Below are 22,361 nucleotides of genomic sequence, written 5' to 3'. Positions count from 1 at the left end.
TCGGGTCATGCTGCGGTCATCGGCGGTGTGAGCGTTAACCTGGGGGAACCGGGACAACATATTCGGCGCGACGCTTGGAAGGTGGATGTGAGGGACAGGGACGGATTTGCCGCCGGGGATACCTCAACGGCGGTTCGGCCGACGGCTGCGCGCCCGGCGGTGATGACCGATGTCGCCAAACTCGCTGGAGTGTCCCATCAGACCGTCTCGCGGGTGCTCAACGGCAGCGCGAATGTGCGTCCGGAGACCCGTGAGCGGGTGCTGCGCGCCGTCGAACAACTCGGCTACCGCCCCAATGCCATGGCAAGGGGGCTGGTCAGCAGGCGCTCGAATATGCTCGGCGTGGTCAGTTTCGACACCATTCTGTACGGACCTGCGTGCACCCTGCTCGGCATCGAACGTGCCGCTCGCACAGCGGGTTACGGTGTCAGCATCTTCGCCTTGGAGACGGTGGACCGCTCCAGTGTATTGGCGGCCGCGAACAGTCTGGCCGATCAGGGCGTAGACGGGATCATCGTCATCGCCCCGCAGATGGCCGCCGCGGCGGCACTGCACAATCTGCCCGAACGCCTGCTGGCCGTCGCGGTCGAGGCCGGCCAGGACAGCGGCTTGCCGTCGGTTTCGGTTGATCAGGTCGAGGGTGCCAGGCTGGCCGTGCAACACCTGCTCGATCTGGGGCACCGCACGGTATGGCAGGTCGCCGGTCCCAGCGACTGGCTGGAGGCACGCGACCGAACCGAAGGCTGGCGTAGCACGCTGGAGGCCGCGGGGGCACCGATTCCCCCGTTGATCGGCGGTGATTGGAGTGCCCACTCCGGCTATGAAGCCGGCCTACTGCTCGCCGCGCAACCCGATGTGACCGCGGTATTCGCGGCCAATGACCAGATGGCGCTCGGCATGCTGCGCGCCTTCACCGAACGCGGCATCCGGGTACCCGCCGACATCTCCGTGGTCGGCTTCGACGATATTCCGGAGGCCGCCTACCTCTCGCCGCCGTTGACGACCATCCGGCAGGACTTCGACGAGGTGGGTCGCCGCAGTATGCAGATGTTGTTGCGGCTGTTGGAATTCGACGGTGCCACCGCCGAACCGGCATCGCCGTCGGTGCTGCCGACGCTGGTCACGCGCGACAGTACGGCGGCACCGGCCCAGCGGTGATGCGGGCTCAGGCCGCCGCGCGTTTCTTGTTGTAGACGTCGAATGCCACCGCGGCCAGCAGCACCAGGCCCTTGATGACCAACTGCCAGTCGCTGCCGACGCCGAGCATCGACATGCCGTTGTTCATCACACCCATCACCAGCGCCCCGACGATCGCGCCGACGACCGTGCCGATACCGCCGCTGGCCGACGCGCCACCGACGAATGCCGCGGCAATAGCATCGAGTTCGAAGTTCTGTCCAGCCTTCGGCGTCGCCGCGCCGAGCCGGGCCGCGAAGATGACACCCGCAAGCGCCGCGAGCACACCCATATTCACGAAAACCCAGAACGTATTGGCCTTGGTATTCACCCCGGACAGCTGTGCGGCTTTCTCATTGCCGCCGACGGCGTAGATCCGACGCCCGATCACCGAGCGGTTCATCACGAACGAATACAGCACGATCAACACGATCAAGATAACGCCGATAATCGGAATCCCGTTGTAGGACGCTAATACGAAGCTGAATGCCAGAATGACCGCACCGAGCGCCGCCGACTTCGCGATGAACAGCGAGCGCGGTCCGGCAGGCAGACCGTAGGAACGACGGCGTTGCCGCACCCGCCATTGCGACCACACCAGGGCGGCCACCGCGAGCACGCCGATGAGCAATGTCAATCCATTCAGCTCACCGACACGCAGCCGGATAGCGATCCCGTTGAACCCCGCGAATTGAACGGCATGCAGCGGCAGCCAATTCGGGAGGTAACCGGCCGCGATATTCACGAAGCCCTGCGGGAACGGGCCGATCGACTGGCCCTCGAGCACCAGCTGCGCCAGACCACGGAACAGCAGCATGCCGCCGAGCGTGACGATGAATGCCGGAATCTTGACGTAGGCGATCCAATACCCTTGCCACGCACCGATGGCCGCGCCCATCGCCACGGCCGCCAGCACGACAAGCGGCCACGGCCAGTGCCACTGCACGATGGCGATACCGGTAACCGCGCCGACCAGTGCGCACAGTGATCCAACCGATAGGTCGATGTGCCCGTTGATGATCACCAGCATCATCCCGATGGCGAGCACCAGGATGTAGCCGTTCTGCAGGATGACATTCGTGACATTGAGCGGCGTCAATAGGCTGACGCCGTCGGAAAGTTTCGCCGTGGTGAGGATTTGGAACAGCAGCGTGATCACCACGAGCGCCACGATCATGCCGTATTGGCGCACATTGCCGCGCAGGGTGCGGCGAAGGGCCGCGAGCGCGCCGACCTGTTTCTGCTCGACCGCCTTTGCGATGACCTCGGTGGAGTCGTCGTCTTCGAGCTTGTCCAGCAATGTCATTCGGGTACCGCCTCGGCTGCGGCGGTTCCGCGTGTCATCAGTTTCATGACAGCCTCCTGTGTGGCTTCGTGTTTCGGTAATTCACCGGTGATGCGGCCCTGGCTCATCGCGTAGACGCGGTCACACAGCCCGAGTAGTTCCGGCAGTTCCGAGGAGATGATCAGCACGCCTTTTCCGTCGGCGGCGAGCTGCTGAACGATCAGATAGATTTCGTATTTGGCGCCGACGTCGATACCGCGGGTGGGCTCGTCGAGGATCAGCAGATCGGGTTCGGTGAATATCCATTTACCGAGCACGACCTTTTGCTGGTTCCCGCCGGAGAGGTTGCCCACCTTCTGGAATACCGTCGGCGTCTTCACCGTCAGTCGGGTACGCAAGCGCTCGGCTTCAACGATTTCGCGGTGGGTATCGATGACGGCGTGCCGAGATACCGCTGGCAGATTGGCGAGGGTCATATTGCGCCGGATGTCCTCATCGAGGATCAATCCGTATTGCTTACGGTCCTCCGAGACATAGGCGATCCCCGCGCCGATGGCGTCATGCACCGACGAAAGCTTCAGTATCGCACCATCTTTGCGAATCGTGCCGCGAATATTGCGACCGTAGGACCGGCCGAAAACACTCATCGCCAACTCGGTACGCCCGGCACCCATCAACCCGGCGATACCGACGATCTCACCGCGCCGCACATTCAGCGCCGCATCCCGCACGATCCGGCGATCGGCAATGGTCGGGTGGTCGACATTCCAATCGGCGATCTCGAAGAACACCTCGCCGATCCGCGGATCCTCCCGCGGCGGAAACCGATGGTCGAGATCGCGCCCGACCATCCCCTTGATAATGCGATCCTCGGTGACTTCTGTGGCCTTCGCATCGAGGGTCTCGATGGTCCGGCCGTCGCGCAGCACGGTGATCGAATCCGCGACAGCCAAAACCTCATTGAGCTTGTGCGAGATCAGGATCGAGGTGATGCCCTGCTCGCGCAGTTGCCGTAGCAGTGCCAGCAGGCTCGCACTGTCGGTCTCATTGAGCGCGGCGGTCGGTTCATCGAGAATCAGCAATCGCACCTGTTTGGACAGCGCCTTGGCGATTTCCACGAGCTGCTGTTTCCCGACACCCAGAGCGGCGACCAGGGTTTCGGGATCCTCGACGAGACCGACCTGCCGCATCAGCAGCATCGCCTGCCGATTGGTCTCCTGCCAGTCGACGGTCAAGCCGCGCAGCCGTTCATTGCCGAGAAAGATGTTCTCCGCGATCGAAAGCTGCGGCACCAGCGCCAATTCCTGGTGGATGATCGCGATACCGGCGGCCTCGCTACCGCGAATATCCTTGAACGTCACATCGGTACCGTCCATGCGGATCTGTCCGGTGTAGGAGCCGTGCGGGTAAACGCCGCTGACCACCTTCATGAGCGTGGATTTGCCCGCGCCGTTCTCGCCGACCAGCGCGTGGATTTCGCCATCGGCCACCGCGAAATCCACCGCGTCGAGCGCCTTCACACCCGGGAATTCCATGGTGATCGCGCGCATTTCGAGAATGTGCTTGGTCATGCTGTGTCCTTCTGTGCATACCCGAGGGGTCCTCCGTGGTTACGCAGGCTGCCTCCTCCGGGCCCTGACTCGGCCATGCGGGGCCTTCCGGTCGTCAGGCGAAGTCGCGCTCGGAGTAGTAGCCGGAGTCGATGAGTACCTTCCGGTAGTTGTCCTTATCGACCGACACCGGCTGCAGCAGATACGACGGCACCTTCTTCGCGCCGTTGTCGTAGGAGGTGGTGTCATTGGTTTCCGGTGTGCCGCTGGTCAAGATCGCATTGACCATCTGCACGGCGCGTTTGGCGAGGTCGCGGGTGTCCTTGAACACGGTCATGGTCTGCTCGCCCGCGATGATCGACTTCACCGACGCCTTCTCGGCATCCTGACCGGTGACGACCGGCATCTTCTTATCGCCCCTGCCGTAACCGACCGCCTTGAGGGCCGAGACGATGCCGATGCTGAGGCCGTCGTAGGGAGACAGCACGGCATCGATATTCGAGGTGGAATAATTGGCGCTGAGCAGGTTCTCCATCCGGGACTGGGCGGTAGCGCCATCCCAGCGCAGGGTGGTCACCTGATCGACGGCGGTCTGTCCGGAGCGGACCACCAGCTTGCCGGAGTCGAGATAGGGCCGGATCACCGACATGGCGCCGTTGAAGAAATAGTAGGTGTTGTTGTCATCGGGGGAACCGGCGAACAGTTCGATCGAGAACGGACCCTTGCCATCGCGCAGACCGAGCCGGTCGACGATGTAATTGGCTTCCAGCACACCGACTTTGAAGTTGTCGAAGGTGGCGTAATAGTCGACATTCACGGTGTCGCGGATGAGCCGGTCGTAGGCGATCACCGCGATCTTGTTGGTCTTGGCTTGCTGCAGGACACCGGTGAGTGACTTGTTGTCGATCGCCGCGATCACCAGCGCCTTGACCCCACGGGTGATCATGTTCTCGATCTGGGAGACCTGTGTCTCGATGACGTCCTCGGCGTATTGCAGATCGGTGTCATAGCCGAGGTCCTTGAACTGCTTGACGATATTGTTGCCGTCGGCGACCCAGCGTTCGGAGGATTTCGTCGGCATGGCGATGCCGATCATGCCGCCGGCCGCGGACGAATTGCCGCTGTCCTCAACGGAACACGCGGCGGCGGCCAATAGCGCGGCGACACCGGCGGCGCCGGCGAAGAGTCCGCGTCGATTGATGGTGGGCATGGCACAACTCCTTGACTAGACCTGGACGAACTCGATGCCGGTGAGCTGACAGAAGACCTGCCAGTCGGCGGCGTGGTAGCCGATATTCATGACCTGGTGGTGCGGACCGCCCGCGGTGAGCCAGCCATCCATGCAGGCACGCACGCCGCTCGCGGGCCGGAACTGGCCGTAGGGCATCTCCAGTGCGGGCAGTTGCGGACTGTCGAGCACCTCACCCTCGGCCACCACCATTCGGAACTTTTCGCCGCCGAGCGAAACCAGACAGGCCAGTGTCGCGGGCCCTGGCTGGTAGCGGAACAGGAAGGTAGGCGGTTCGTCGAGCTTGCCGATGCCCAGTTCGCGCCGGATCAGCCGGACCGGTTCATCGTCGCGCGCGATGCGCCAATTCCCCTCGCCCATATGGCTCATCAAGATCGAGTCGGAGGGGAAGTCCATCGCATACATTTCGGTGAAATGGCCGTCACCGATCAGCTGATGTCCCGCGTAAACCATGGCGGCGGCCATCGCATCGCCTTCTGCGCCATAGCCGTAGCCCTTGGCCATCAGGCTCGAAGCCGCGGCCAGCGGCAGCCGCTGGAAACGGCCGTCCTCGCCGATCGCATCGAAGTGCGTCGAGTACGCACCGTAGCCGCGGTCGGTGAGAATGCGTTCGATGGCGATCTGCATCCGGGCGTGGTCTTCGCGTTCCACGCCGGTCAATGCCGGATCGATCGCGAATTCTCCGTCCTCCCAAGCCATCAGCGCCGCCACCTCGTCATCGGTCACCGCCTGGCTGCCCCGGTAGAGGTCGCCGGGTGCAACGAAGCTGATCTCGGGGCCGAGCGCCCGCAATAGCGCGTTCTCGTCGACGCGGATATCGCCCATATCGTTCATGGCATAGCCGAATACGCCGACCTTCAGCGACCGCCATGCCGTTACCGCGCGTGCCGCCCGTGCCCAACGGTCAACGCGCACAGCGAATTCCGGGCTTTTCCAGTCGTCGGTGACGACGGTGAACGGCCGATCGGCACGAACCATCGCATTCGCGGTGTCCTGCGCGCCGTGGATGCCCTGGTTATAGGTCATATCGGCCATATCCCAGGCCGGGGTGACGGTCGGCTCGGGTTGAATATTCGCCAGTAGCACCGGAAGTCGATTCTCGTTGAACAACCGGGCCACCCGCATCGCCGGGCCATAGGTGAGCATCACCACCATGACGCCGTCGAGATCGGCATTGACGAATTCGCGCATGACGGCCTCGGCGTCACGACGGTCCTTGACCGGGCGTCCCACGGTCCAGTCGGCGAGATCGGCGAGTTGTTCGGCGATATCGTGCGCGTAGCGGTCCTGGCGCTCGGCGATGCCCGGGATCATGTCGTCGTAGAGGGCCTGCATGATGCCGAGTAGGCCGATGCGTGGTTTCGGGTTCATCGAGGACGTACTCCTTTGTCGGCGGCCGGAATTCAGTGCTGGCCGTATACGTTCTGGTAGCGGTCGTGCAGGCTGTCCACATCGGCCTGCGCGATGGGGATCGGTTCACCGAGCTGGCGCGCGATATGCACGGTGCGAGCCACGTCCTCGCACATGACGGCCGCCTTCACCGCGGCACGCGCATCGCGCCCGACCGCGAAGACACCGTGATTGCGCATCAGGACGGCGGGGGAGCGGTGGCCCGTCAGCGTCGCGACCACGCCTCGGCCGATATCGTCGTTGCCGATGAGCGCGAAGGGGCCGACCGGAATTTCGCCGCCGAACTCATCGGCCATCGCGGTCAGCGCACACGGAATCGGTTCCGCGCGTGCGGCCCACGCGCTCGCGTATGTCGAATGGGTATGCACCACACCGCCCACCTCGGGCATCGCCCGGTAGATATAGGCGTGCGCGGCGGTATCGCTGGACGGTGCCAGATCGCCCTCGACAAGCTTGCCGTCGAAATCGCAGACCACCATCGAATTCGGGGTGAGTTCGTCATAGGACACCCCGCTCGGCTTGATGACCAGCAATTCCTCGCCGGGCACCCGGGCGGAGACATTGCCCGCGGTCCACACCACCAGACCCCAGCGCAGTAGTTCTCGATGCAGATCGACCAGTTGCTCACGCAGCCCGGTAATGACGGCTCGCTCAGCTGTGCCCACTGTTCGCGAGCGGCTCGGCTGTGTATTCGTTCGCTCGCTGCGCTCGCTCATGCGGTGGCGACTTCCCTTCGTGCGTCGTTACGGATGCGTCGCAGCCGGTGCAGCGCCTCGGTGCCGCCGCGGCCGAAATGGTCGTGTAGGGCTTGGTATTCGGCGTAGATGGCGTCGTATGCGGCGGCGCGGTCGGGATCGGGAAGATAGGCGTTGCGGTGCACCCGGCCCATCGACTTGGCCGCGGCACGGACATCCGGGTAGGCCCCGGCGGCGACAGCGGCGTGGATGGCCGAGCCGAGCGCCGGGCCCTGATCCGAGCCGATGATCGACAGCGGTAACCGCGTCACATCGGCGTAGATCTGCATCAGCAACGAGTTCTTCAGCAGGCCACCGGCAATCACCAGTTCACGAACGGGAACGCCTGCGGCATCGAAGGTTTCGATGATGGTGCGGGTGCCGAAGGCGGTGGCCTCCAGCAATGCGCGATAGATGTCCTCGGGTTTCGTCGCGAGCGTGAGGCCGACCAGCACTCCGGACAGGTCGTGGTCGACGAGCACCGAGCGATTTCCGCTGTGCCAGTCCAACGCGACCAGCCCGTGTTCACCGACCCGCTGCCGCTGCGCCAGCTCACTCAAGTAGGAATGTGCGTCCATGCCGCGCGCGGCCGCCTCGGCGTGGTAGCGCCCCGGCAGCGACGAGTCGACAACCCACGCGAAAATGTCGCCGACCCCACTCTGCCCCGCCTCGTATCCCCAACTGCCACTGATGATTCCGCCGTCGACCACGCCACACATGCCAGGCACCTCGGCGAGGTGATCGCTATTCATGACATGGCAGGTCGACGTGCCCATCACCGCGAGCAACTGCCCATTCTCGACAGCCTGCGCGGCGGGCGCGGTGACATGCGCGTCGACATTGCCGACCGCGACCGCGATCCCGGGCCGCAGCCCCGTCCACCCCGCTGCCCGCTCGGTCAGGCCTCCGGCACGGCCTCCGAGCGGGGACAGCGGGTGGACCAGCTTGCCGACCGCGAAGTCGGCGAAGTCCGGATTCAGCGCAGCCAGGTAGTCGCTGCTCGGCCAGCTACCGTCCTGGTGAATTCCCTTGTAACCGGCCGTGCAGACGTTGCGGGTCTCGCTACCGCACAGCTGCCAGACGATCCAGTCCGCGGCTTCGATGAAACGCTCAGCCCTGGAGTAGATCTCGGGATCGTCTTCCAGCATCTGCAGTGCCTTGGCGAACTCCCACTCCGCCGAAATCTTGCCCCCATACCGATTGATCCACGGTTCGGCTCGTTCGTGGGCGAGGGTATTGATCCGATCCGCCTGCGCCTGTGCCGCATGGTGCTTCCACAACTTCGGATAGGCGTGCGGACGCTCCGCCAACTCCGGAATCTGACACAACGGCGTGCCGTCGGCAAGCGTCGGCAGCACCGTACACGCCGTGAAATCCGTAGCGATCCCGATGACATCCGCGGGGTTGACCCCCGAATGGGCCAGCGCCTCGGGCACCGCCGTCCGCAGTACATCGAGGTAATCCTCAGGATCCTGCAACGCCCAATCCGGCGGCAGCTCAACGCCCGTCACAGGCAGGGCCCGATCGATGACCCCATGTCGGTATTCACTTACCGCGCTGGCGAACTCAGCCCCATCCCGCACCCTGACAACAACTGCCCGCCCGGACAACGTGCCGAAGTCGACACCAACCACATACGTGTCCGCCACTGTGACGCTCCTAACAATGTTAACGCAAACATTGTTAGCGCGAACATTTGGTCCGTGTCAAGGAGTCACTCGTTTCGTAAGTTGTGATCGCTCACGTCGAGGCGTGTCTCGGCACCCGCACTTTCGACGAAGTTCTCGCCACGTTGGGTGGCGCGGCTGGTTCGCGACATGACGACCGGGGGTGCGGTTCGCGCGAGTGCGGCACTGTTGTCGTGCAATCGGATGGAAGACTGAGCGGAGTGTTTGTCGAGCAGAGGGTGCTGGTGTCCGCTGATCCCGAGGTGATGCTCTTTGTCGCACACTCTGCCGGTCCAGCGCAGCGCACGCTGTTGGTTATTCATGGTGGGCCGGATTGGGACCACAGTTATCTGCGCGAACCGCTCGTAGAGTTGGCCGGGACGCATCGGCTGATATTGCCGGACCTGCGCGGCTGTGGCCGTTCGACGCAGGGACTTCGAGATGATGAATACACCCCGGACACTGTTGTCGGCGATCTGACGGCGCTGCTCGATGCATACGGTGTCGCCGGAGCCGACGTGCTGGGCTTCTCATACGGCGGCCTGATCGCCCAACGTCTCGCCTTGCATGCGCCCGACAGGGTACGACGGCTGATCATTGCGTCCAGCAGCATTCTGCCGGTGCCCGCCGACGCCTTCGCCGGATGGCGGGTCCGGGACGAGCGCCGAGCCAGGGAGGCGCAGGTGTGGTCCGACCGCTCGCTCGCCGGAGCCGGACTTACTCACGCAGCAGCCCTGGCCGGGGCTTCGGCCAATATCTGGCGACCAGCGGCCCTACCCGACTACCTGCGGCGTCTCGCGGCCATCCGATTCTCTGCCGAATGGATCCGGCCAATGTTGGCAGGCACATTGCCATCACCCCGATACGAGAACGCGGCGCAGCGACTGGCCGAACTCGACGTGCCGTTGTTACTGCTACACGGCCGACAAGACATGATCTTCCCCTCGACACTTACCACCGAGGCCGCTGCCCTGATTCCCGCCGCACGGGCGGTCGTGATCGAAGAAGCAGGCCACATGGCGCACATCGATCAGCCGCACCAATGGCTCCAGGCGGTCCGCGAATTCCTGAGCTGATCGCCCTGGCATGCCGACTCTTGCGACGGCCGACCGATTTCGGTTTACCGCGCAGGTTGGCGAATCACCCCGCGGCTGTCGCGGCCGGTGTGGGGATGTCGTCGGCGCGATCTGTGCCCAGCTGCGGGTAGGTCGGATACTCGATGCCCGAGATGTATTGCACCGTCCGCACAACCTGGCACGAATAGCCGAATTCGTTGTCGTACCAGAGGTACAGGATCGCGGTGTCGCCGTCGACGATGGTGGCGTTGGCGTCGACGATGGAGGCCGCGCGGGAGCCGATGAAGTCGCTGGAAACCACGTCGGTGGCGGCGGTGTAGTCGAGGTTGCGGCTCAATGGTCCGGACAGCGATACCTGACGCAGATACTCGAGCACCTCGGTCTTTGTGGTCTCCCGCTGGAGCTGCAGGTTGAGTATCGCGACCGAAACGTCCGGGGTGGGAACGCGAATCGAGCTGCCGGTGATCTTAGCCTTGAAGTCCGGCATCGCCTTCGCCACTGCGGACTGGGCGCCGGTTTCGGTGAGCACGAGGTTGAACGGCGCGGAACGCCCGCGACGGTCGGCCTTGTGGAAGTTGTCCAGCAGGTTCTGGTCGTTGGTGAACGAGTGCACCGTCTCCACGTGACCGCGGACAATGCCGAACTCGTCATCCATCGCCTTGAGCGGCGGCACGATCGCGTTGGTCGTGCATGAAGCGCACGAGTAGATCTGCTCCGAGAGATCCAGGTCGCGATGGTTGACCCCGTGCACGATATTCGGCACGTTGCCCTTGCCGGGCGCGGTGAGAACGACCTTCGCGATGCCGGGACGCAGGTGCTGCGACAGGCCATGACGGTCACGCCATGTACCGGTGTTGTCGATCAGGATCGCCTCGTTGATCCCGAACTCGGTGTAGTCGATCGTCGTCGGATCATCGCTGTAGATGAACTTGATGACATTGCCGTTCGCGATGATCGTGTCGTTCTCGGTGTCGACCTTGATCGTTCCGTTGAACTGCCCGTGCACCGAATCCCGCCGCAGCAGTGACGCACGCTTGGCCAGATCACCCTCGCCGCCCTTGCGCACCACCACGGCCCGCAGGTTCAGCCCATTGCCGGAGCCGACCTTCTCGATGAGCAGACGAGTGACCAGACGGCCGATGCGGCCGAATCCATAGAGCACCACGTCGCGGGGTCCCTGTGGTTCGGCCTTATTGCCATCGGTGACATCGGCCAGCACTGTTGCGGTGAACTCGGGGATCGACAGCCCGCGATCGTCGGCGCGATAGGCCATCACCAACCGGCCGAGGTCGATCTTGCATGCTCCCAGATCCAGTCCACTGAGCACTTCGAGGAACGGCAGCGTCTCCTCGACCGAAAGTTCCTCACCCTCGATCTGCCGCGCGAACCGATGCGTCCGCAGAATGCTGATCACCGACTTGTTCACCAGCGACCGGCTGTGCAGAAGGATGGTCACCCCCTTCTCGCGGTACAGCCTGCCAATGATCGGAATCATCGCCTCCGCCGAAGCCTCGTGAGCGTTCCAGCGGTCAAGATGGTCGGTAGTCAACACAAGCCCCTCGGCGTTCCTCGATCTGTACGAAGATCGATGCTATCCGTGGCCGCGCTATCACAAGGCCCCGCTACCCCGCTGTGAGGTCGGCATCTGTCGAGAAGCGGACAGCTGCCGGATGGCGTACTCAAGGGAAAGGCGTGAGCGCCGGATCGATCGCCTGACGAAGCACTTATCTCAGGTCGTGGTAATGGTCATCCTCGACGCCGTCTGTCGTCTCGCCTTCCTGCACCGTTTCCAGGCCCTCCCATCCGGCTCGGCCCGGGGCCGGGACCTTCTTGTCGGGAGTGGCCAGCATATCGTGGTCATCGAGCTGGTCGGCGTTCCCGGACGTGATATCGGCTGTGGCATATAGTGATTCGCTGCCGGCGGTGAAGTAGTGCAGATGGGCCTGTCCGCTGTAGTAGAGCGGCGAGGAATAGCTCGGCGGGGTCTCGGCCTTGATGCGGGTCGCGCCATACTCCGGTGCGGTGGGATCGGCATCACCGCCCTGCCCGCTCAAGTGGCTGCGCGCATCCAAAATCGCATGCCCACCGTGCGCGTTCAGGTCGTTGGATGCCTCGCCGACGTACACATGTCCGCCGTCGTTCAAGTGGAAGTCGGCCGCGTGGTGCGCTTGGTCGGTACTGACTGGTCCGAGCAAGACCACGTCGTCGGCGTGCATGTGACTCGCGGCTGCCGCGTCGGCGGTGACTATGGCCCCGGCGGAGTACCCCACCACGGTCATGTGCGAATGCGACGGACCGCCCTGATGGGTCGCATTCAGCCCGTTGACGTCCCGGGCCAGGAGTTCTCCGCCGGCACGTTCGGCGGTGGGGTCGCCGCTCAGCACAGCGGTGATCCCGTTGGTCGGCGAGTCGTAGCCCATCCAGGCGAGGACCGCGGTCGGATGGCTCGGGTCCGCTCTGTTCGATTCGGCGTACAGATTCTGCGCTTGTTCGCTTTGCACGGCGAACCATCCCTTGTCGGATGCGTCGCTGGCACGAACGCTCTGACTCGCTCCCGGTACAAGGACCGCGGTATTGGGTGAGGTGTCGGGATTGCCGATTGCGATTGCGGCCCTGCCCTTTCCATCGAACGCGAGCGGCTGGTACGCATACAGGTAGGTCGGCAGATACGGCCCGAACTGACCGGGCTTTTTCCGACCGCTGTAGGCGTCCAGGCCGGCCTTGACGTTGATCGCATTGTGGTAGCGCGTGAGATCATCGGCTGTCAGGCCGTATTTCGTCGGGTCTTTCTGGATCGCTGCGACCGACACGCCCTTGGCCTTCGCCATTGCCTCGACCCGGTGGATGTCAGCGTTCATGACCTGCATGTTCGCGGCGCTGCGATCGGCGACCGGTATTCCATTGAGATTCCCGATCACATCCGGATGCTCGGTGATCAACGCTTGTTGCTCAGCAGGAGTGAGCAGATTCCACCATTCGTACACGGCTTTCGGGTCGTTGTTCGAGGCGGCGTCGTCGAGCTGCACCGGCGGGAGGTAGCCGGTTTTTTCGAGCTCTTTCATCCGCGCGTCGAGAAGGTTCTCGTAGCCGGCGACGGTGCCCTTCAGCTGCCGATAGGTCGCGGCCACTGCGGCGACCGCCGCCTTCTTTATCGACTGGAGCTGCTGGCGCCGCATAGCCTGGATGTCTGCTCGCCCGAACCGCGGAAACTTCAAGTATTCCGATTCGAGTTCGGTCAGCGAATGATTGAGGGCATCGATCGGATGGTGCGTAATGTTCTGAGCGTCGGCGAGGGCTGCCGCGATTTCCTCCAGGTGGGTGCCGATGGTGCGGAGTGTGTTCGACGAACCACCCAGCCTGGCCTTGGCGTCCTTCACGACAGCGGAATCGTCGATCACATTGGATCGGTCCCCGGAGGTGTACGCATCCTGAAAATGCTTACGAGCCCGTTCGAATGCACTGTCCGCCTGCCCGGCATGCGACCCGCCTCGATGGAATGCCTCGGCCATCTTGCTGATCCGAAACGGCTTGCCCGCCAATAATTGATCCTGCAACTGCCACGGATCGCCTCCAGCGGCTTTCGTCAGCTCGGACACCGAGAGAACGACCAATTTCGGCGTATTCACGCTTGTCGGTGGGAGGCGTTCCCGCGGCGCACGGCATCGGCGCCTGCCTGGTCCGCCTCATCTAGCGCGGTCGCGGCTCCGGCCGTGTTCTCACCGATCCACGTCAGGCTTCGATGGTGATCGTCGAGCGCTCGGACATGCCGTTCGTGGGCTCGGGATACGAGGACCTCGGCATTCGCGGCGACCTCGGTCCGACCGAACATACCCACGGTCATCTCGACCGACCGTAAATGATTGCGCGCCACGTGCACATGATCAGCTGCCTCACCGGTGTGATTGCTGCCACGCCCGAGCCGATCCAGATCCGCGTACATCGGTCTCCTTACATTCGGATTTCGGAGAACCCGGAATAGGTAACTCATCCGTCCGATATTCGTATCCGCATCGCATACCCGACCATTACTGGGTCCATAAACGCGAACTGGGCAGCGCCTATTGTGATAGCATCCGCGGACGCGGCGGCCGCATGTTCGGCAAGCTATGCTTCAAAACCTGAATTCTCCTTTTAGTGCTCATAAGGTACTGATCGGAAACCAATTAATCAATTTGTCGAGCCGGTCCCTAGACGATCTTTGATCGCACTGCGCACTGAATCAAGTCGAGTCCGCTTTACGATCGTGCAGGAATACTTCACGGCGCGTGGGCCGCAACTCGCCAACAACCGCATGTTGTTGGCCGGCATGGCGAGTTGCACCCGAGTGTGTCGTGGCGGGATCTGCTGCTCGTGTTCGGGCACTGGCAGCGGCATCGCTGCGACGCCGCCGACCCCTGGGACGGAATGCTCACCGCGAGCCTTGCTCCCTCGGAGCAGTCGCGGCTCGAGTCGAAAGCTGAGCAAGATCGCGGCGTGCCTCCGGCAGCATCGGTACCGCTGATCTCGGCGGATGTGGCGTTCATCGATACCGACCCCACGCTCAGCGCGCATGGCGTACTCGACGACAAGACGAGGTGACGCGTCATCTCCGCCGGTGCCCGTCCAGGCCGCCATGGCGGCCTTCAGCTTCAAGACCATCTCAGCCGGATCGTGGAATATCTCTTCACGATCATCTCCCAAAATCGTGTTGATTCGACCTGCGCCTATACTTACGTTAGATAACGGGCCGTTGTTCAGCGGCATGATCTATAGTTCTGGGAGCAGGTTTGACCGCGCCACAATCTCGTGTCCGATTCAGTGCTCGCGGTCGATCGCGGCACCGGGTCGTCGACATCGTCATAACCACCACAGCACTGCTGTGCGTGGCGGTGGTCGCGCCCTCGCCTGCGGGCGCGGAACCGCTGACACCACCACCGAGTTCCGGGTCTTCGGAAAATTCCGAGCTGCCACCGCAGAGCGCATACCTGCCGGGCCCGGCAGCGATCGACCATATCGAGCCGATCCTCGATCGCTGGCTTCGGGTGTATGTGCGATCACCGGCGATGGGCCGTCTCGTGCAGGTGCAGGTGCTGCTGCCCACCGATCAGAGCAAACCTCGGCCGACGGTGTACATGCTCGATGGCCGTAACGCGGAGCCAGGCAACAACGGCTGGACCCAGCACGGCGGCGCGGTGGGATTCTTCGCGGACAAAGACGTGAACGTGGTACTGACAACCGGCGGCGCTGCCAGCTACTACACCGACTGGCAGCACCCCGACCGCGTGCTCGGCACCAACAAATGGGAGACGTTCCTGACCCGGGAACTGCCACCGGTGATCGACGCGCGCTTCAACGGCAACGGCCGCAACGCGATCGAAGGTACCTCGATGGGCGCCGAAGCCGCGATGATGCTGGCGACGCGGACACCCGGGCTCTACAAGGCGGTCGCCGCCCACAGCGGCTGCTATCTGCTGAGCTCCGAGCTCGGGCAGACGCAGGCCCGCGCGATAGTGCAAACCTGGGGTGGCGATCCGGACAACATGTTCGGCAAACGTGACGACCCGGAGTGGCGCGCCCACGACCCGGCGGTGCACGCGGAGGCGCTGCGCGGCACCGCGATCTATCTCTCGACCGGTAGCGGCCTGCCCGGCGAACACGATGTGCCGGGCAACCCTGAACTGCGTGATGCGGTCTTCTACGGCGGACCACTCGAAGCAGGCGCCAACACCTGCACCCGTCAATTCGCCGATCGACTCACCCAACTCGACATCCCAGCCACCAAAAACCTCCGGCTCGCCGGCACCCACTCCTGGCCCTACTGGGCCGACGAGCTAGCCCGATCCTGGCCGACCCTGGCCACAGCACTCGAAAGCAGCAACTGAAGCGGTCAGGAACCCGTCAACCAACCGAACTCGGGGCAAACGCGCTGCCTTGGCCCGGTCTACATGAAGACCCTGCTGGGCCGAGATGGAGGTGGCCTTCACATCGGTCACCGGGATTTGCGCTTCCAGCGGCGACCTGCACGGTGAGCACCGGTCTCACAGAGAGCCATTCAGGCGTCCAGTCGGAGATCACTGACGATGGTCGAGGATCGATATCGAACACTACGACTCGGTTGCGCGGCAAAATGGAAATAGGCGGCTGAACTGCTCGAGCCACGATCGGGCCTGCACGGCCACCGCGAACGCGACTGGATCGGGAGGTCGACGGCGTGCCTTGAATTGGGCGGCGTCACAAGCCGTTTGTTCGGTGCGCTGTTTCCACCCACTGCGTGCATTAATCCGAGGCGGAACGGCGATCGTGTTGCCGTCACCTAGCGCCGCGTTCGGTGCAATTCAGCAGTCGATAATGCCACCGCGCAATAGATTTCGGCCGTCGAAGCTGATCGCGATCGCGGCGGAACCAGCAGGGGGACCACCCACCGCTTGCCCTCCGAGATTCGCGGGTGGCGTTGCGCCGGACGGCGAATACCTGACGTCTGGGATGGTGCGTGGCTTGCGGCCCTGTTACGGGTTCGCGCATGCGTGTTTCGGGTTGCCGGATGTCTCCAGGCACAGCGGCCGATTCGAAGCGGTTTGCCGAGATGCAGGCGAGGGGTGCCGGGTTGTTGCTTGGCCTGGGTCGGGACATGCTGGGCTGGGAGCCGCGAGGTGATCGGAGAGTGGGAGCATGCTGGAGCGGCATGAGGTGGAAGCCTTTCTGACGCTAGCCGAGGAGTTGCATTTCGGTCGGACGGCAGAGCGTATGCGAGTGTCGACGACTCGGGTCAGTCAAACGATCAGGAAACTGGAGCGGAGTGTCGGTGCGGACCTGTTCACTCGCACAAGCCGACGAGTGGAACTCACTCCCATCGGGCGGCAATTCGACAAGGATCTTCGCCCCGCGTGGAACCAGACGATCATCGCCTTCCAGCGGGCTGTCGAAGCCGCTCGCGGTGTGACGGGCACGCTGCGCGTCGCGTTCGTCAACGCCGCAGGTGGAACGCTACTTGCCGCGGCGGCGGAGCTGTTCCATGAACGGCAACCGGATTGCGCTGTTCGGATTCGGGACGCCCAACTCTACGAGATCATGCCCTGGCTTCGCGAAAACGAAGTAGACATCGCATTCTCCGCATTTCCCGTGCGGGAAGAGGGGATCGTCGCCGGACCTACCCTCATCACCGAGCCTCGCCTGCTTGCTGTGTCATCGGCACATCGGCTTGCGAGCCGGGACTCCGTCTCTGTCGAGGAACTGGCCGGTGTCGACGTGCTGCGGTTACCGGAGACCCTGCCGAAATCCTTCCGCGACGAACGCATTCCGTCCGCCACGCCTGCCGGGCGGCCGATCAGCTTCGGTCCTTCAGCCGCGACGTTCCAGGAGCTCCTGATATTGATCGGTGCTGGACGGGGTGTCCTGCCGGTCGGTATGAGCGCGGCGAAGTACTACGCTCGGCCCGAGATCTCTTACATTCCCTTCCGCGACGCGGAGCCGGTGGAGTGGGGACTGCTCTGGCGAGCGGACAACACAACCGCGAAGATCCAGGCATTCAGTGAAGTGGCAAGAGAGGTTTCGCTGCTTTCTCGGGGATACCAACGATCCGTGGAGCCGAGGCCGCCGTTCCGGGCCTCTTCGTCACTGATCGATTAGGCACGCGAGCCGGACCATATTGCGGCCTCACCGATTCCCAACGAATTCATGGATCGGAATCATCGCCTCCGTCGAAGCCTCGTGAGCGTTCCAGCGCTCGAGATGGTCGGTAGTCAACACAAACCCCTCGGCGTTCCTCGATCTGTACGAAGATCGATGCTGTGCGTCGGCATCCATCAAGAAGCGGGCAACGGCGTCCGCCGCGAGTGGGCGGTGATCACCACGATCGCGGGGCTGATGGAGAACCGGCTCAGGCGGGGCGGCAAGGGCTGGGCCGGGCACAACCGCGGTGACGATGGCGTCGGTCTGAAGCATCGGCTCGGTTGCCAGTCCGGTGCCGGCACCGAGTTCGTTGGCGCGACGCAGTAGCCCGTCGTTGTGGAGTAGTTGCCGCAGCGCGGCCGGGTAGGGCGGTTCGGCGCGACCGTAGACCTCGGCGTGGGCAAGAAGTGCGGCGGTTCGAGCGCCTGGGCATCGTGATCGGTTCGCTGTCGGACCGGCGTTTTATGCGAGATGGCTCGGCATCCGAGTGGTGTTGGACGGCCGAATTCACGAAGTTGGTCGAATGGCTCAGAGGTACGCTGGAGTTGCTACAGGTTTGTTGGCGGATTTCCGGACACGATCCGCGCACTCGCACCGGCCAGTGCCGGGCCGCGTACTTGCCGCCTCGAGCATGGCTGGGAAATACGAGCGCCGACTCGACTGTCGGCCTGGCTAAATCAACTAATGGGGCCACCCGCTCGCGGGCAGGGGGAATGCGAGCAAGTACACCGTTTTAGTCGGGTGGTCATGGGACGGCACAATGGATGACACGGTAGTGAGTGGCGGGAACGGCACTCGGGGGCCAGCGGAGGTGTTCGGACGCTATCGGCTGCTGTCGCTGCTGGGGCAGGGCGGCATGGGCCAGGTGTGGCGGGCGCACGATTCGCTGACCAACCGGGTGGTGGCGCTCAAGGTGTTGCCCGAGCGCTTCGCCGATGACGAGCAGCTGCGCGAGCGGTTCCGCCGGGAGTGCCGGGCGGTAGCGCAGTTGACCGAGCCGCATGTGATCCCCATCCACGACTTCGGCGACATCGACGGTCGGCTCTATCTGAATATGCGCTTGATCGAGGGCACCGACCTGCGCAAGGTAATCACGCAAGAAGGGGCATTGTCGCCGCGGCGAGCAGTGGCGATCATCGCCCAGGTGGCCGGCGCGCTGCAGGCGGCCCACGACGCCGGGCTGGTCCACCGCGATGTCAAACCCACCAACATCCTGCTGGGGGCCGATGAGTTCGCCTCCCTGATCGACTTCGGGATCGCCCACGCCGCCGACGACCGTACGCTGACCACGATCGGCGAGACCATCGGCACCATCGCCTACATGGCGCCGGAGGAGATCGGCTCGGAGATCAAGGCCGATGCCCGAGTGGACGTATACGCGTTGACGTGCGTGTTGTACGAGTGCCTGACCGGCCGGCCGCCGTTTGCGAGCTCAGCGGGGGTGCAGGGTGTGATCGCCCATCACCTGCACACCCCGCCGCCGCGTCCCAGCACCGCTAAACCCGATCTACCGCCTGAGTTCGATGCGGTCATCGCCAAGGGAATGGCCAAAAACCCCGACGATCGTTACCAGACCGTGCGCGAGCTGGCAGCGGCGGCCTGCGCCGTGGTGGACGGTTCCGCGGTCAGCACCACCGGGGGCGTGGCTGCGCGCCACACGCGGCGAATCAGATTGTCGCCCAAGACCGCCGGGCTGCTCGCCGCCGCGGTCGCGGTTACGGTGGCGGCCGCCGTGGCTGTCTTCATCGGTTTCCAACGAGAATCAGGCGGCAGTGGCAACTCGCCCACACCTATCGGCTCGGGCTATTCGTCGCAGACTGCGCTGCCGTTCTCCGGCGTCAGCCTGCTCACCGATGTGGCGGTCGACGCGGCGGGCAACGTATTCGTCACCGACATGGGTAACGATCGGGTGGTGGAATTGGCGGCGGGCGCGTCGACGCCGACCCCGCTGCCGTTCACCGGCCTGAATAATCCCCAGGGGGTGGCGATCGACACGGCGGGCAACGTATACGTCACCGACACGAGTAACGATCGGGTGGTGAAATTGGCGGCGGGCGCGTCGACGCCGACCCCGCTGCCGTTCACCGGGCTCAAAGATCCCCAGGGTGTGGCGGTCGACGCGGCGGGAGACGTGTACGTCGGCGACCGGGGTAATGATCGGGTGCTGATGTTGGCGGCGGGCGCGTCGACGCCGACGACGCTGCCGTTCACGGGGCTCCACGATCCCCAGGGGGTGGCGATCGACGCAGCGGGGAACGTATACGTCACCGAATTGAGTACCGAGCGGGTGCTGATGTTGGCGGCGGGCGCGTCGGCGCCGACCACGTTGCCGGTCACTGGGCTCAAAGATCCCCAGGGTATGGCGGTCGACGCGGCGGGAGACTTATACGTCGTCGACTGGGGCAGCAAATGGGTGGTGAGAGTGGCGGCGGGCGCGTCGACGCCGACCCCGCTGCCATTCACCGGCCTGAAGAATCCCCAGGGTGTGGCGGTCGATACGGAGGGCAACGTATACGTCACCGACCTGGGCTCCAATCCGGTGGTGAAACTCTCGATCGGCTGAACCCCGTTCTAGTGGTCGTCGCAACACTCCGAACTGGAGTGGTGCATGACAAATACTTCGCTGTGCGAGCGGATGTGTGAGTGCTCGGAATCTGGGATGGCAGCGGGCGGTGGCGCGGCCCCGTGGCAGGCGGCTTGGCCGGAATGGTCACGTGCTCCATCGAATGCGCAATGGAGCAGCAGCTCGGGCGTAGAAAACGTACGCGAATCTGCGGTTGCTACACGGCGTAGGTGTCGCGGAACGCTTCACGCACCATAGCCGCGTCCGCGACATTCCGGTGTTCGATACCAGAGATCACCTCGGATATGCGCCAGTAGTGGGAGGGCACCAGGTTGCCCGAGGTCACCACGGCCAGCGCCACGTCCGCCGCCTCATCAGGCTTGTCGGCGGCGGCCAGCGCCAGACCCAGGTCAAGGTTCGCCATCGCGATGCGACGCGGGCGGGCGGATGCGGCCCCCGCCAAATCGGCGAGTACGTGCCGAGCGTAGGACTCCGCCGCCGGATCACCGAGCCACGCCAGCGTGGTGGCCACATAGGCATCCGATTTCGCTGGGTCGTAGCGGAAATGGTGTTCGGGTCGATCTGGCGTGCTCAGCCCGGATACCATCCTGGCGACCTTGCGCAGCGCCCCGTAGGTGCCTTTGCCGTCCCCGAGCCGCGCCAGAGCACGGCCCTCCTGAGCAGTCGCCTGGATGAACGCCGAACTGTTTTCCGGGGCAAGGGACTGTGCGGCGCGCGATAACTCGGCCGCTGCCGTGAACTCACCGCCGGTCAGTTGCTGCCATGCCCGTGTTTCCAGGCACCATGCCGCGATCTCACGGTTTCCCGCTTCGTCCGCGAGCCTCCAGGCGAGGTGTCCCCGCGCCGCTGCGGCGGAGGTTTCGCCCAGGTCGATGTGGCAGGTGCTGCCCAGCAGCGACAGCCAGCCGACCGCGACCAGTAACCGGCGGTGCTGGGTCAGGGTCTTGCGGCTGTCCATCAGGCGTCCGGCATAGCCGAGATGTTGCCGGATGCGTATGAGCAGTTCGCCCGGCGGAGTCGTCGGGTACCCCGCCGCCAAGTCGTCCACCGCCAGCTCCAGGCGGTCCAAAGTGTCTCCACCGAGGTCTGACGCGGCAACCCGATGAATCCATTCCGCCGCTGCCTGCTCCCCATCGGATGGTTCGATGAACAGCGCTGATCCGATCCCCAAGGCATCGGCGTAGGCGCGGACGTGTTCCGGTCTGACCTGACGCTGCCCGGTCTCCAACAGGCCGAGCAATGCCTTGGAGTAGTGAGTTCGCGCCGCCAGCGCGGACAGGCTGAGCCTCGCCGCCTCGCGCGCAGCGCGCAGCCGGGCACCGGTAACGGCGTCCGACTCGTCCATAAGACCAGCCTAACGTGCGTAGTCCGGCTGTAGACGCTTGTAGCCGTCGAAGTACTCCATTCCCCAAAGCCGCACGCCTAGCGTCTTTTTCAGCCCCGCTGCCGGGTGATGCGAAGTCCTCGGCGGTGGGAGCTTGCCAACGACAGGAGGGCTGCGGCATGGACGCGCTCGGCTGGATAGACCCGTGTTCGCCGGTACCCGAATGGGACTCGGCCCAAGTGCGCCGCTTGGCGCGCCGGTTGGGGTACGTGCTGCGCTGGGCCGACACGGGTTCGGCGCTGAGTCTGGCCGAACAGGCTGAGGCATCGGGCACCGACGTGGTTTTGCGCCCGAGTTGCGGCCATATCGACGCGGCGACACTGAATCGACTGATGGGTACGTGCGACATCGAATGCGCTTGCCCACGTGAGACTTTCGCACGCTGGTCGCTCATCGGCGGAGTGCGCCGATGAGTGCCGACATGTGGATCATGCTCGGGTGGGTGATCGTGCTCGGGCTGCCCCTGACCGTGGTGTTAGCGGTGATCTTCTGGCCCGAGCGCATCCCGAAAGATCGCACGGTGCAGGCGATTCGGCAGCGCATAGAGGACGAAGACGGACGATAGGCCGCCGTCGACGACGATGGCGTTTGCGTCTCTG

The 22,361-nt window shown here is 64.0% G+C and carries 19 protein-coding genes; 9 read left to right on the top strand and 10 right to left on the bottom strand.

Annotation, left to right across the window (positions count from 1 at the left end; genetic code table 11):
* The first annotated feature begins 87 nt into the window (after positions 1-87).
* Positions 88-1,158: a LacI family DNA-binding transcriptional regulator gene (locus tag ACIBG0_RS33220; RefSeq protein ID WP_327096697.1), complete on the top strand. Its 1,071-nt coding sequence runs from the start codon at positions 88-90 to the stop codon at positions 1,156-1,158.
* 7 nt (positions 1,159-1,165) lie between these two features.
* On the opposite strand, the gene mmsB is transcribed toward ACIBG0_RS33220, so the two are convergent.
* From mmsB to araB, 6 genes are all read right to left on the bottom strand, one after another.
* Positions 1,166-2,482, bottom strand: coding sequence for a multiple monosaccharide ABC transporter permease (mmsB, locus tag ACIBG0_RS33215; RefSeq protein ID WP_397038010.1), 1,317 nt, complete (start codon positions 2,480-2,482; stop codon positions 1,166-1,168).
* Positions 2,479-4,032: a multiple monosaccharide ABC transporter ATP-binding protein gene (gene mmsA / locus ACIBG0_RS33210; protein WP_397038008.1), complete on the bottom strand. Its 1,554-nt coding sequence runs from the start codon at positions 4,030-4,032 to the stop codon at positions 2,479-2,481. The genes mmsB and mmsA overlap by 4 nt, the downstream gene beginning before the upstream one ends.
* A gap of 94 nt (positions 4,033-4,126) precedes the next feature.
* Positions 4,127-5,221, bottom strand: coding sequence for a multiple monosaccharide ABC transporter substrate-binding protein (gene chvE, locus ACIBG0_RS33205; protein WP_397038006.1), 1,095 nt, complete (start codon positions 5,219-5,221; stop codon positions 4,127-4,129).
* 15 nt (positions 5,222-5,236) lie between these two features.
* A complete protein-coding gene (locus tag ACIBG0_RS33200) occupies positions 5,237-6,631 on the bottom strand; it encodes an L-fucose/L-arabinose isomerase family protein (RefSeq protein WP_397038004.1) in 1,395 nt (464 codons plus the stop codon).
* A 32-nt stretch (positions 6,632-6,663) separates the two neighbouring features.
* The gene (locus ACIBG0_RS33195) at positions 6,664-7,386 is read right to left on the bottom strand and encodes an L-ribulose-5-phosphate 4-epimerase (protein WP_397038002.1); all 723 of its coding nucleotides are present in this window, start codon (positions 7,384-7,386) and stop codon (positions 6,664-6,666) included.
* Positions 7,383-9,053: a ribulokinase gene (gene araB / locus ACIBG0_RS33190; RefSeq protein ID WP_397038001.1), complete on the bottom strand. Its 1,671-nt coding sequence runs from the start codon at positions 9,051-9,053 to the stop codon at positions 7,383-7,385. Before araB ends, ACIBG0_RS33195 begins: the two co-directional genes overlap by 4 nt.
* Before the next feature lie 239 nt (positions 9,054-9,292).
* On the opposite strand from araB, the gene ACIBG0_RS33185 reads away from it, so the two are divergent.
* Positions 9,293-10,147: an alpha/beta fold hydrolase gene (locus tag ACIBG0_RS33185; protein ID WP_397037999.1), complete on the top strand. Its 855-nt coding sequence runs from the start codon at positions 9,293-9,295 to the stop codon at positions 10,145-10,147.
* A gap of 64 nt (positions 10,148-10,211) precedes the next feature.
* Here the strand turns inward: ACIBG0_RS33185 and ACIBG0_RS33180 are convergent, their stop codons facing one another.
* The 3 genes from ACIBG0_RS33180 to ACIBG0_RS33170 all read right to left on the bottom strand — a co-directional run bounded on the left by ACIBG0_RS33180 (position 10,212) and on the right by ACIBG0_RS33170 (position 14,087).
* The gene (locus ACIBG0_RS33180; protein ID WP_397037998.1) at positions 10,212-11,696 is read right to left on the bottom strand and encodes a glyceraldehyde-3-phosphate dehydrogenase; all 1,485 of its coding nucleotides are present in this window, start codon (positions 11,694-11,696) and stop codon (positions 10,212-10,214) included.
* A 175-nt stretch (positions 11,697-11,871) separates the two neighbouring features.
* Positions 11,872-13,773 (bottom strand): alpha/beta hydrolase, encoded by a 1,902-nt coding sequence (locus tag ACIBG0_RS33175; RefSeq protein ID WP_397037997.1) that lies wholly within the window; start codon positions 13,771-13,773, stop codon positions 11,872-11,874.
* Positions 13,770-14,087 (bottom strand): DUF2563 family protein, encoded by a 318-nt coding sequence (locus ACIBG0_RS33170; RefSeq protein WP_397037995.1) that lies wholly within the window; start codon positions 14,085-14,087, stop codon positions 13,770-13,772. Before ACIBG0_RS33170 ends, ACIBG0_RS33175 begins: the two co-directional genes overlap by 4 nt.
* A gap of 386 nt (positions 14,088-14,473) precedes the next feature.
* Here ACIBG0_RS33170 and ACIBG0_RS33165 point away from each other — a divergent pair, with 386 nt between their 5' ends.
* The 5 genes from ACIBG0_RS33165 to ACIBG0_RS33145 all read left to right on the top strand — a co-directional run bounded on the left by ACIBG0_RS33165 (position 14,474) and on the right by ACIBG0_RS33145 (position 20,357).
* Complete coding sequence (locus ACIBG0_RS33165) at positions 14,474-14,725, top strand: hypothetical protein (protein ID WP_397037993.1); 252 nt, start codon at positions 14,474-14,476, stop codon at positions 14,723-14,725.
* Between the two features lie 188 nt (positions 14,726-14,913).
* The gene (locus ACIBG0_RS33160; protein ID WP_397037991.1) at positions 14,914-16,008 is read left to right on the top strand and encodes an alpha/beta hydrolase; all 1,095 of its coding nucleotides are present in this window, start codon (positions 14,914-14,916) and stop codon (positions 16,006-16,008) included.
* Between the two features lie 787 nt (positions 16,009-16,795).
* The gene (locus tag ACIBG0_RS33155; protein ID WP_397037989.1) at positions 16,796-17,752 is read left to right on the top strand and encodes a LysR family transcriptional regulator; all 957 of its coding nucleotides are present in this window, start codon (positions 16,796-16,798) and stop codon (positions 17,750-17,752) included.
* 156 nt (positions 17,753-17,908) lie between these two features.
* On the top strand, positions 17,909-18,121 hold the full coding sequence (locus tag ACIBG0_RS33150) for a hypothetical protein (RefSeq protein ID WP_397037987.1): 213 nt from the start codon (positions 17,909-17,911) through the stop codon (positions 18,119-18,121).
* A gap of 433 nt (positions 18,122-18,554) precedes the next feature.
* Positions 18,555-20,357, top strand: coding sequence for a serine/threonine-protein kinase PknD (locus tag ACIBG0_RS33145; protein WP_397037985.1), 1,803 nt, complete (start codon positions 18,555-18,557; stop codon positions 20,355-20,357).
* A gap of 217 nt (positions 20,358-20,574) precedes the next feature.
* Here ACIBG0_RS33145 and ACIBG0_RS33140 read toward each other — a convergent pair whose 3' ends face one another.
* A complete protein-coding gene (locus ACIBG0_RS33140; protein WP_397037984.1) occupies positions 20,575-21,723 on the bottom strand; it encodes a helix-turn-helix domain-containing protein in 1,149 nt (382 codons plus the stop codon).
* 158 nt (positions 21,724-21,881) lie between these two features.
* Between ACIBG0_RS33140 and ACIBG0_RS33135 the strand changes: the two genes are divergently transcribed.
* The gene (locus ACIBG0_RS33135; RefSeq protein ID WP_397037983.1) at positions 21,882-22,175 is read left to right on the top strand and encodes a hypothetical protein; all 294 of its coding nucleotides are present in this window, start codon (positions 21,882-21,884) and stop codon (positions 22,173-22,175) included.
* Complete coding sequence (locus tag ACIBG0_RS33130) at positions 22,172-22,327, top strand: hypothetical protein (protein WP_397037982.1); 156 nt, start codon at positions 22,172-22,174, stop codon at positions 22,325-22,327. Before ACIBG0_RS33135 ends, ACIBG0_RS33130 begins: the two co-directional genes overlap by 4 nt.
* Positions 22,328-22,361 lie beyond the last annotated feature (34 nt).

It is taken from the genome of Nocardia sp. NPDC050630 (assembly GCF_044457245.1).
Taxonomy (GTDB): Bacteria; Actinomycetota; Actinomycetes; order Mycobacteriales; family Mycobacteriaceae; genus Nocardia.
Note: the sequence above shows the minus strand (reverse complement) of the source record. Positions and strands in the feature narration are given on the sequence as shown.

What these genes read in the sequence shown, in the direction of transcription:
- ACIBG0_RS33140 (WP_397037984.1), bottom strand. Translation starts at nt 21,723, where the DNA reads ATGGACGAGTCGGACGCCGTTACCGGTGCCCGGCTGCGCGCTGCGCGC.
- ACIBG0_RS33150 (WP_397037987.1), top strand. Translation starts at nt 17,909, where the DNA reads ATGCTGTGCGTCGGCATCCATCAAGAAGCGGGCAACGGCGTCCGCCGC.
- mmsB (WP_397038010.1), bottom strand. Translation starts at nt 2,482, where the DNA reads ATGACATTGCTGGACAAGCTCGAAGACGACGACTCCACCGAGGTCATC.
- ACIBG0_RS33170 (WP_397037995.1), bottom strand. Translation starts at nt 14,087, where the DNA reads ATGTACGCGGATCTGGATCGGCTCGGGCGTGGCAGCAATCACACCGGT.
- ACIBG0_RS33195 (WP_397038002.1), bottom strand. Translation starts at nt 7,386, where the DNA reads ATGAGCGAGCGCAGCGAGCGAACGAATACACAGCCGAGCCGCTCGCGA.
- chvE (WP_397038006.1), bottom strand. Translation starts at nt 5,221, where the DNA reads ATGCCCACCATCAATCGACGCGGACTCTTCGCCGGCGCCGCCGGTGTC.
- ACIBG0_RS33155 (WP_397037989.1), top strand. Translation starts at nt 16,796, where the DNA reads ATGCTGGAGCGGCATGAGGTGGAAGCCTTTCTGACGCTAGCCGAGGAG.
- ACIBG0_RS33130 (WP_397037982.1), top strand. Translation starts at nt 22,172, where the DNA reads ATGAGTGCCGACATGTGGATCATGCTCGGGTGGGTGATCGTGCTCGGG.
- mmsA (WP_397038008.1), bottom strand. Translation starts at nt 4,032, where the DNA reads ATGACCAAGCACATTCTCGAAATGCGCGCGATCACCATGGAATTCCCG.
- ACIBG0_RS33200 (WP_397038004.1), bottom strand. Translation starts at nt 6,631, where the DNA reads ATGAACCCGAAACCACGCATCGGCCTACTCGGCATCATGCAGGCCCTC.
- ACIBG0_RS33145 (WP_397037985.1), top strand. Translation starts at nt 18,555, where the DNA reads ATGGATGACACGGTAGTGAGTGGCGGGAACGGCACTCGGGGGCCAGCG.
- ACIBG0_RS33135 (WP_397037983.1), top strand. Translation starts at nt 21,882, where the DNA reads ATGGACGCGCTCGGCTGGATAGACCCGTGTTCGCCGGTACCCGAATGG.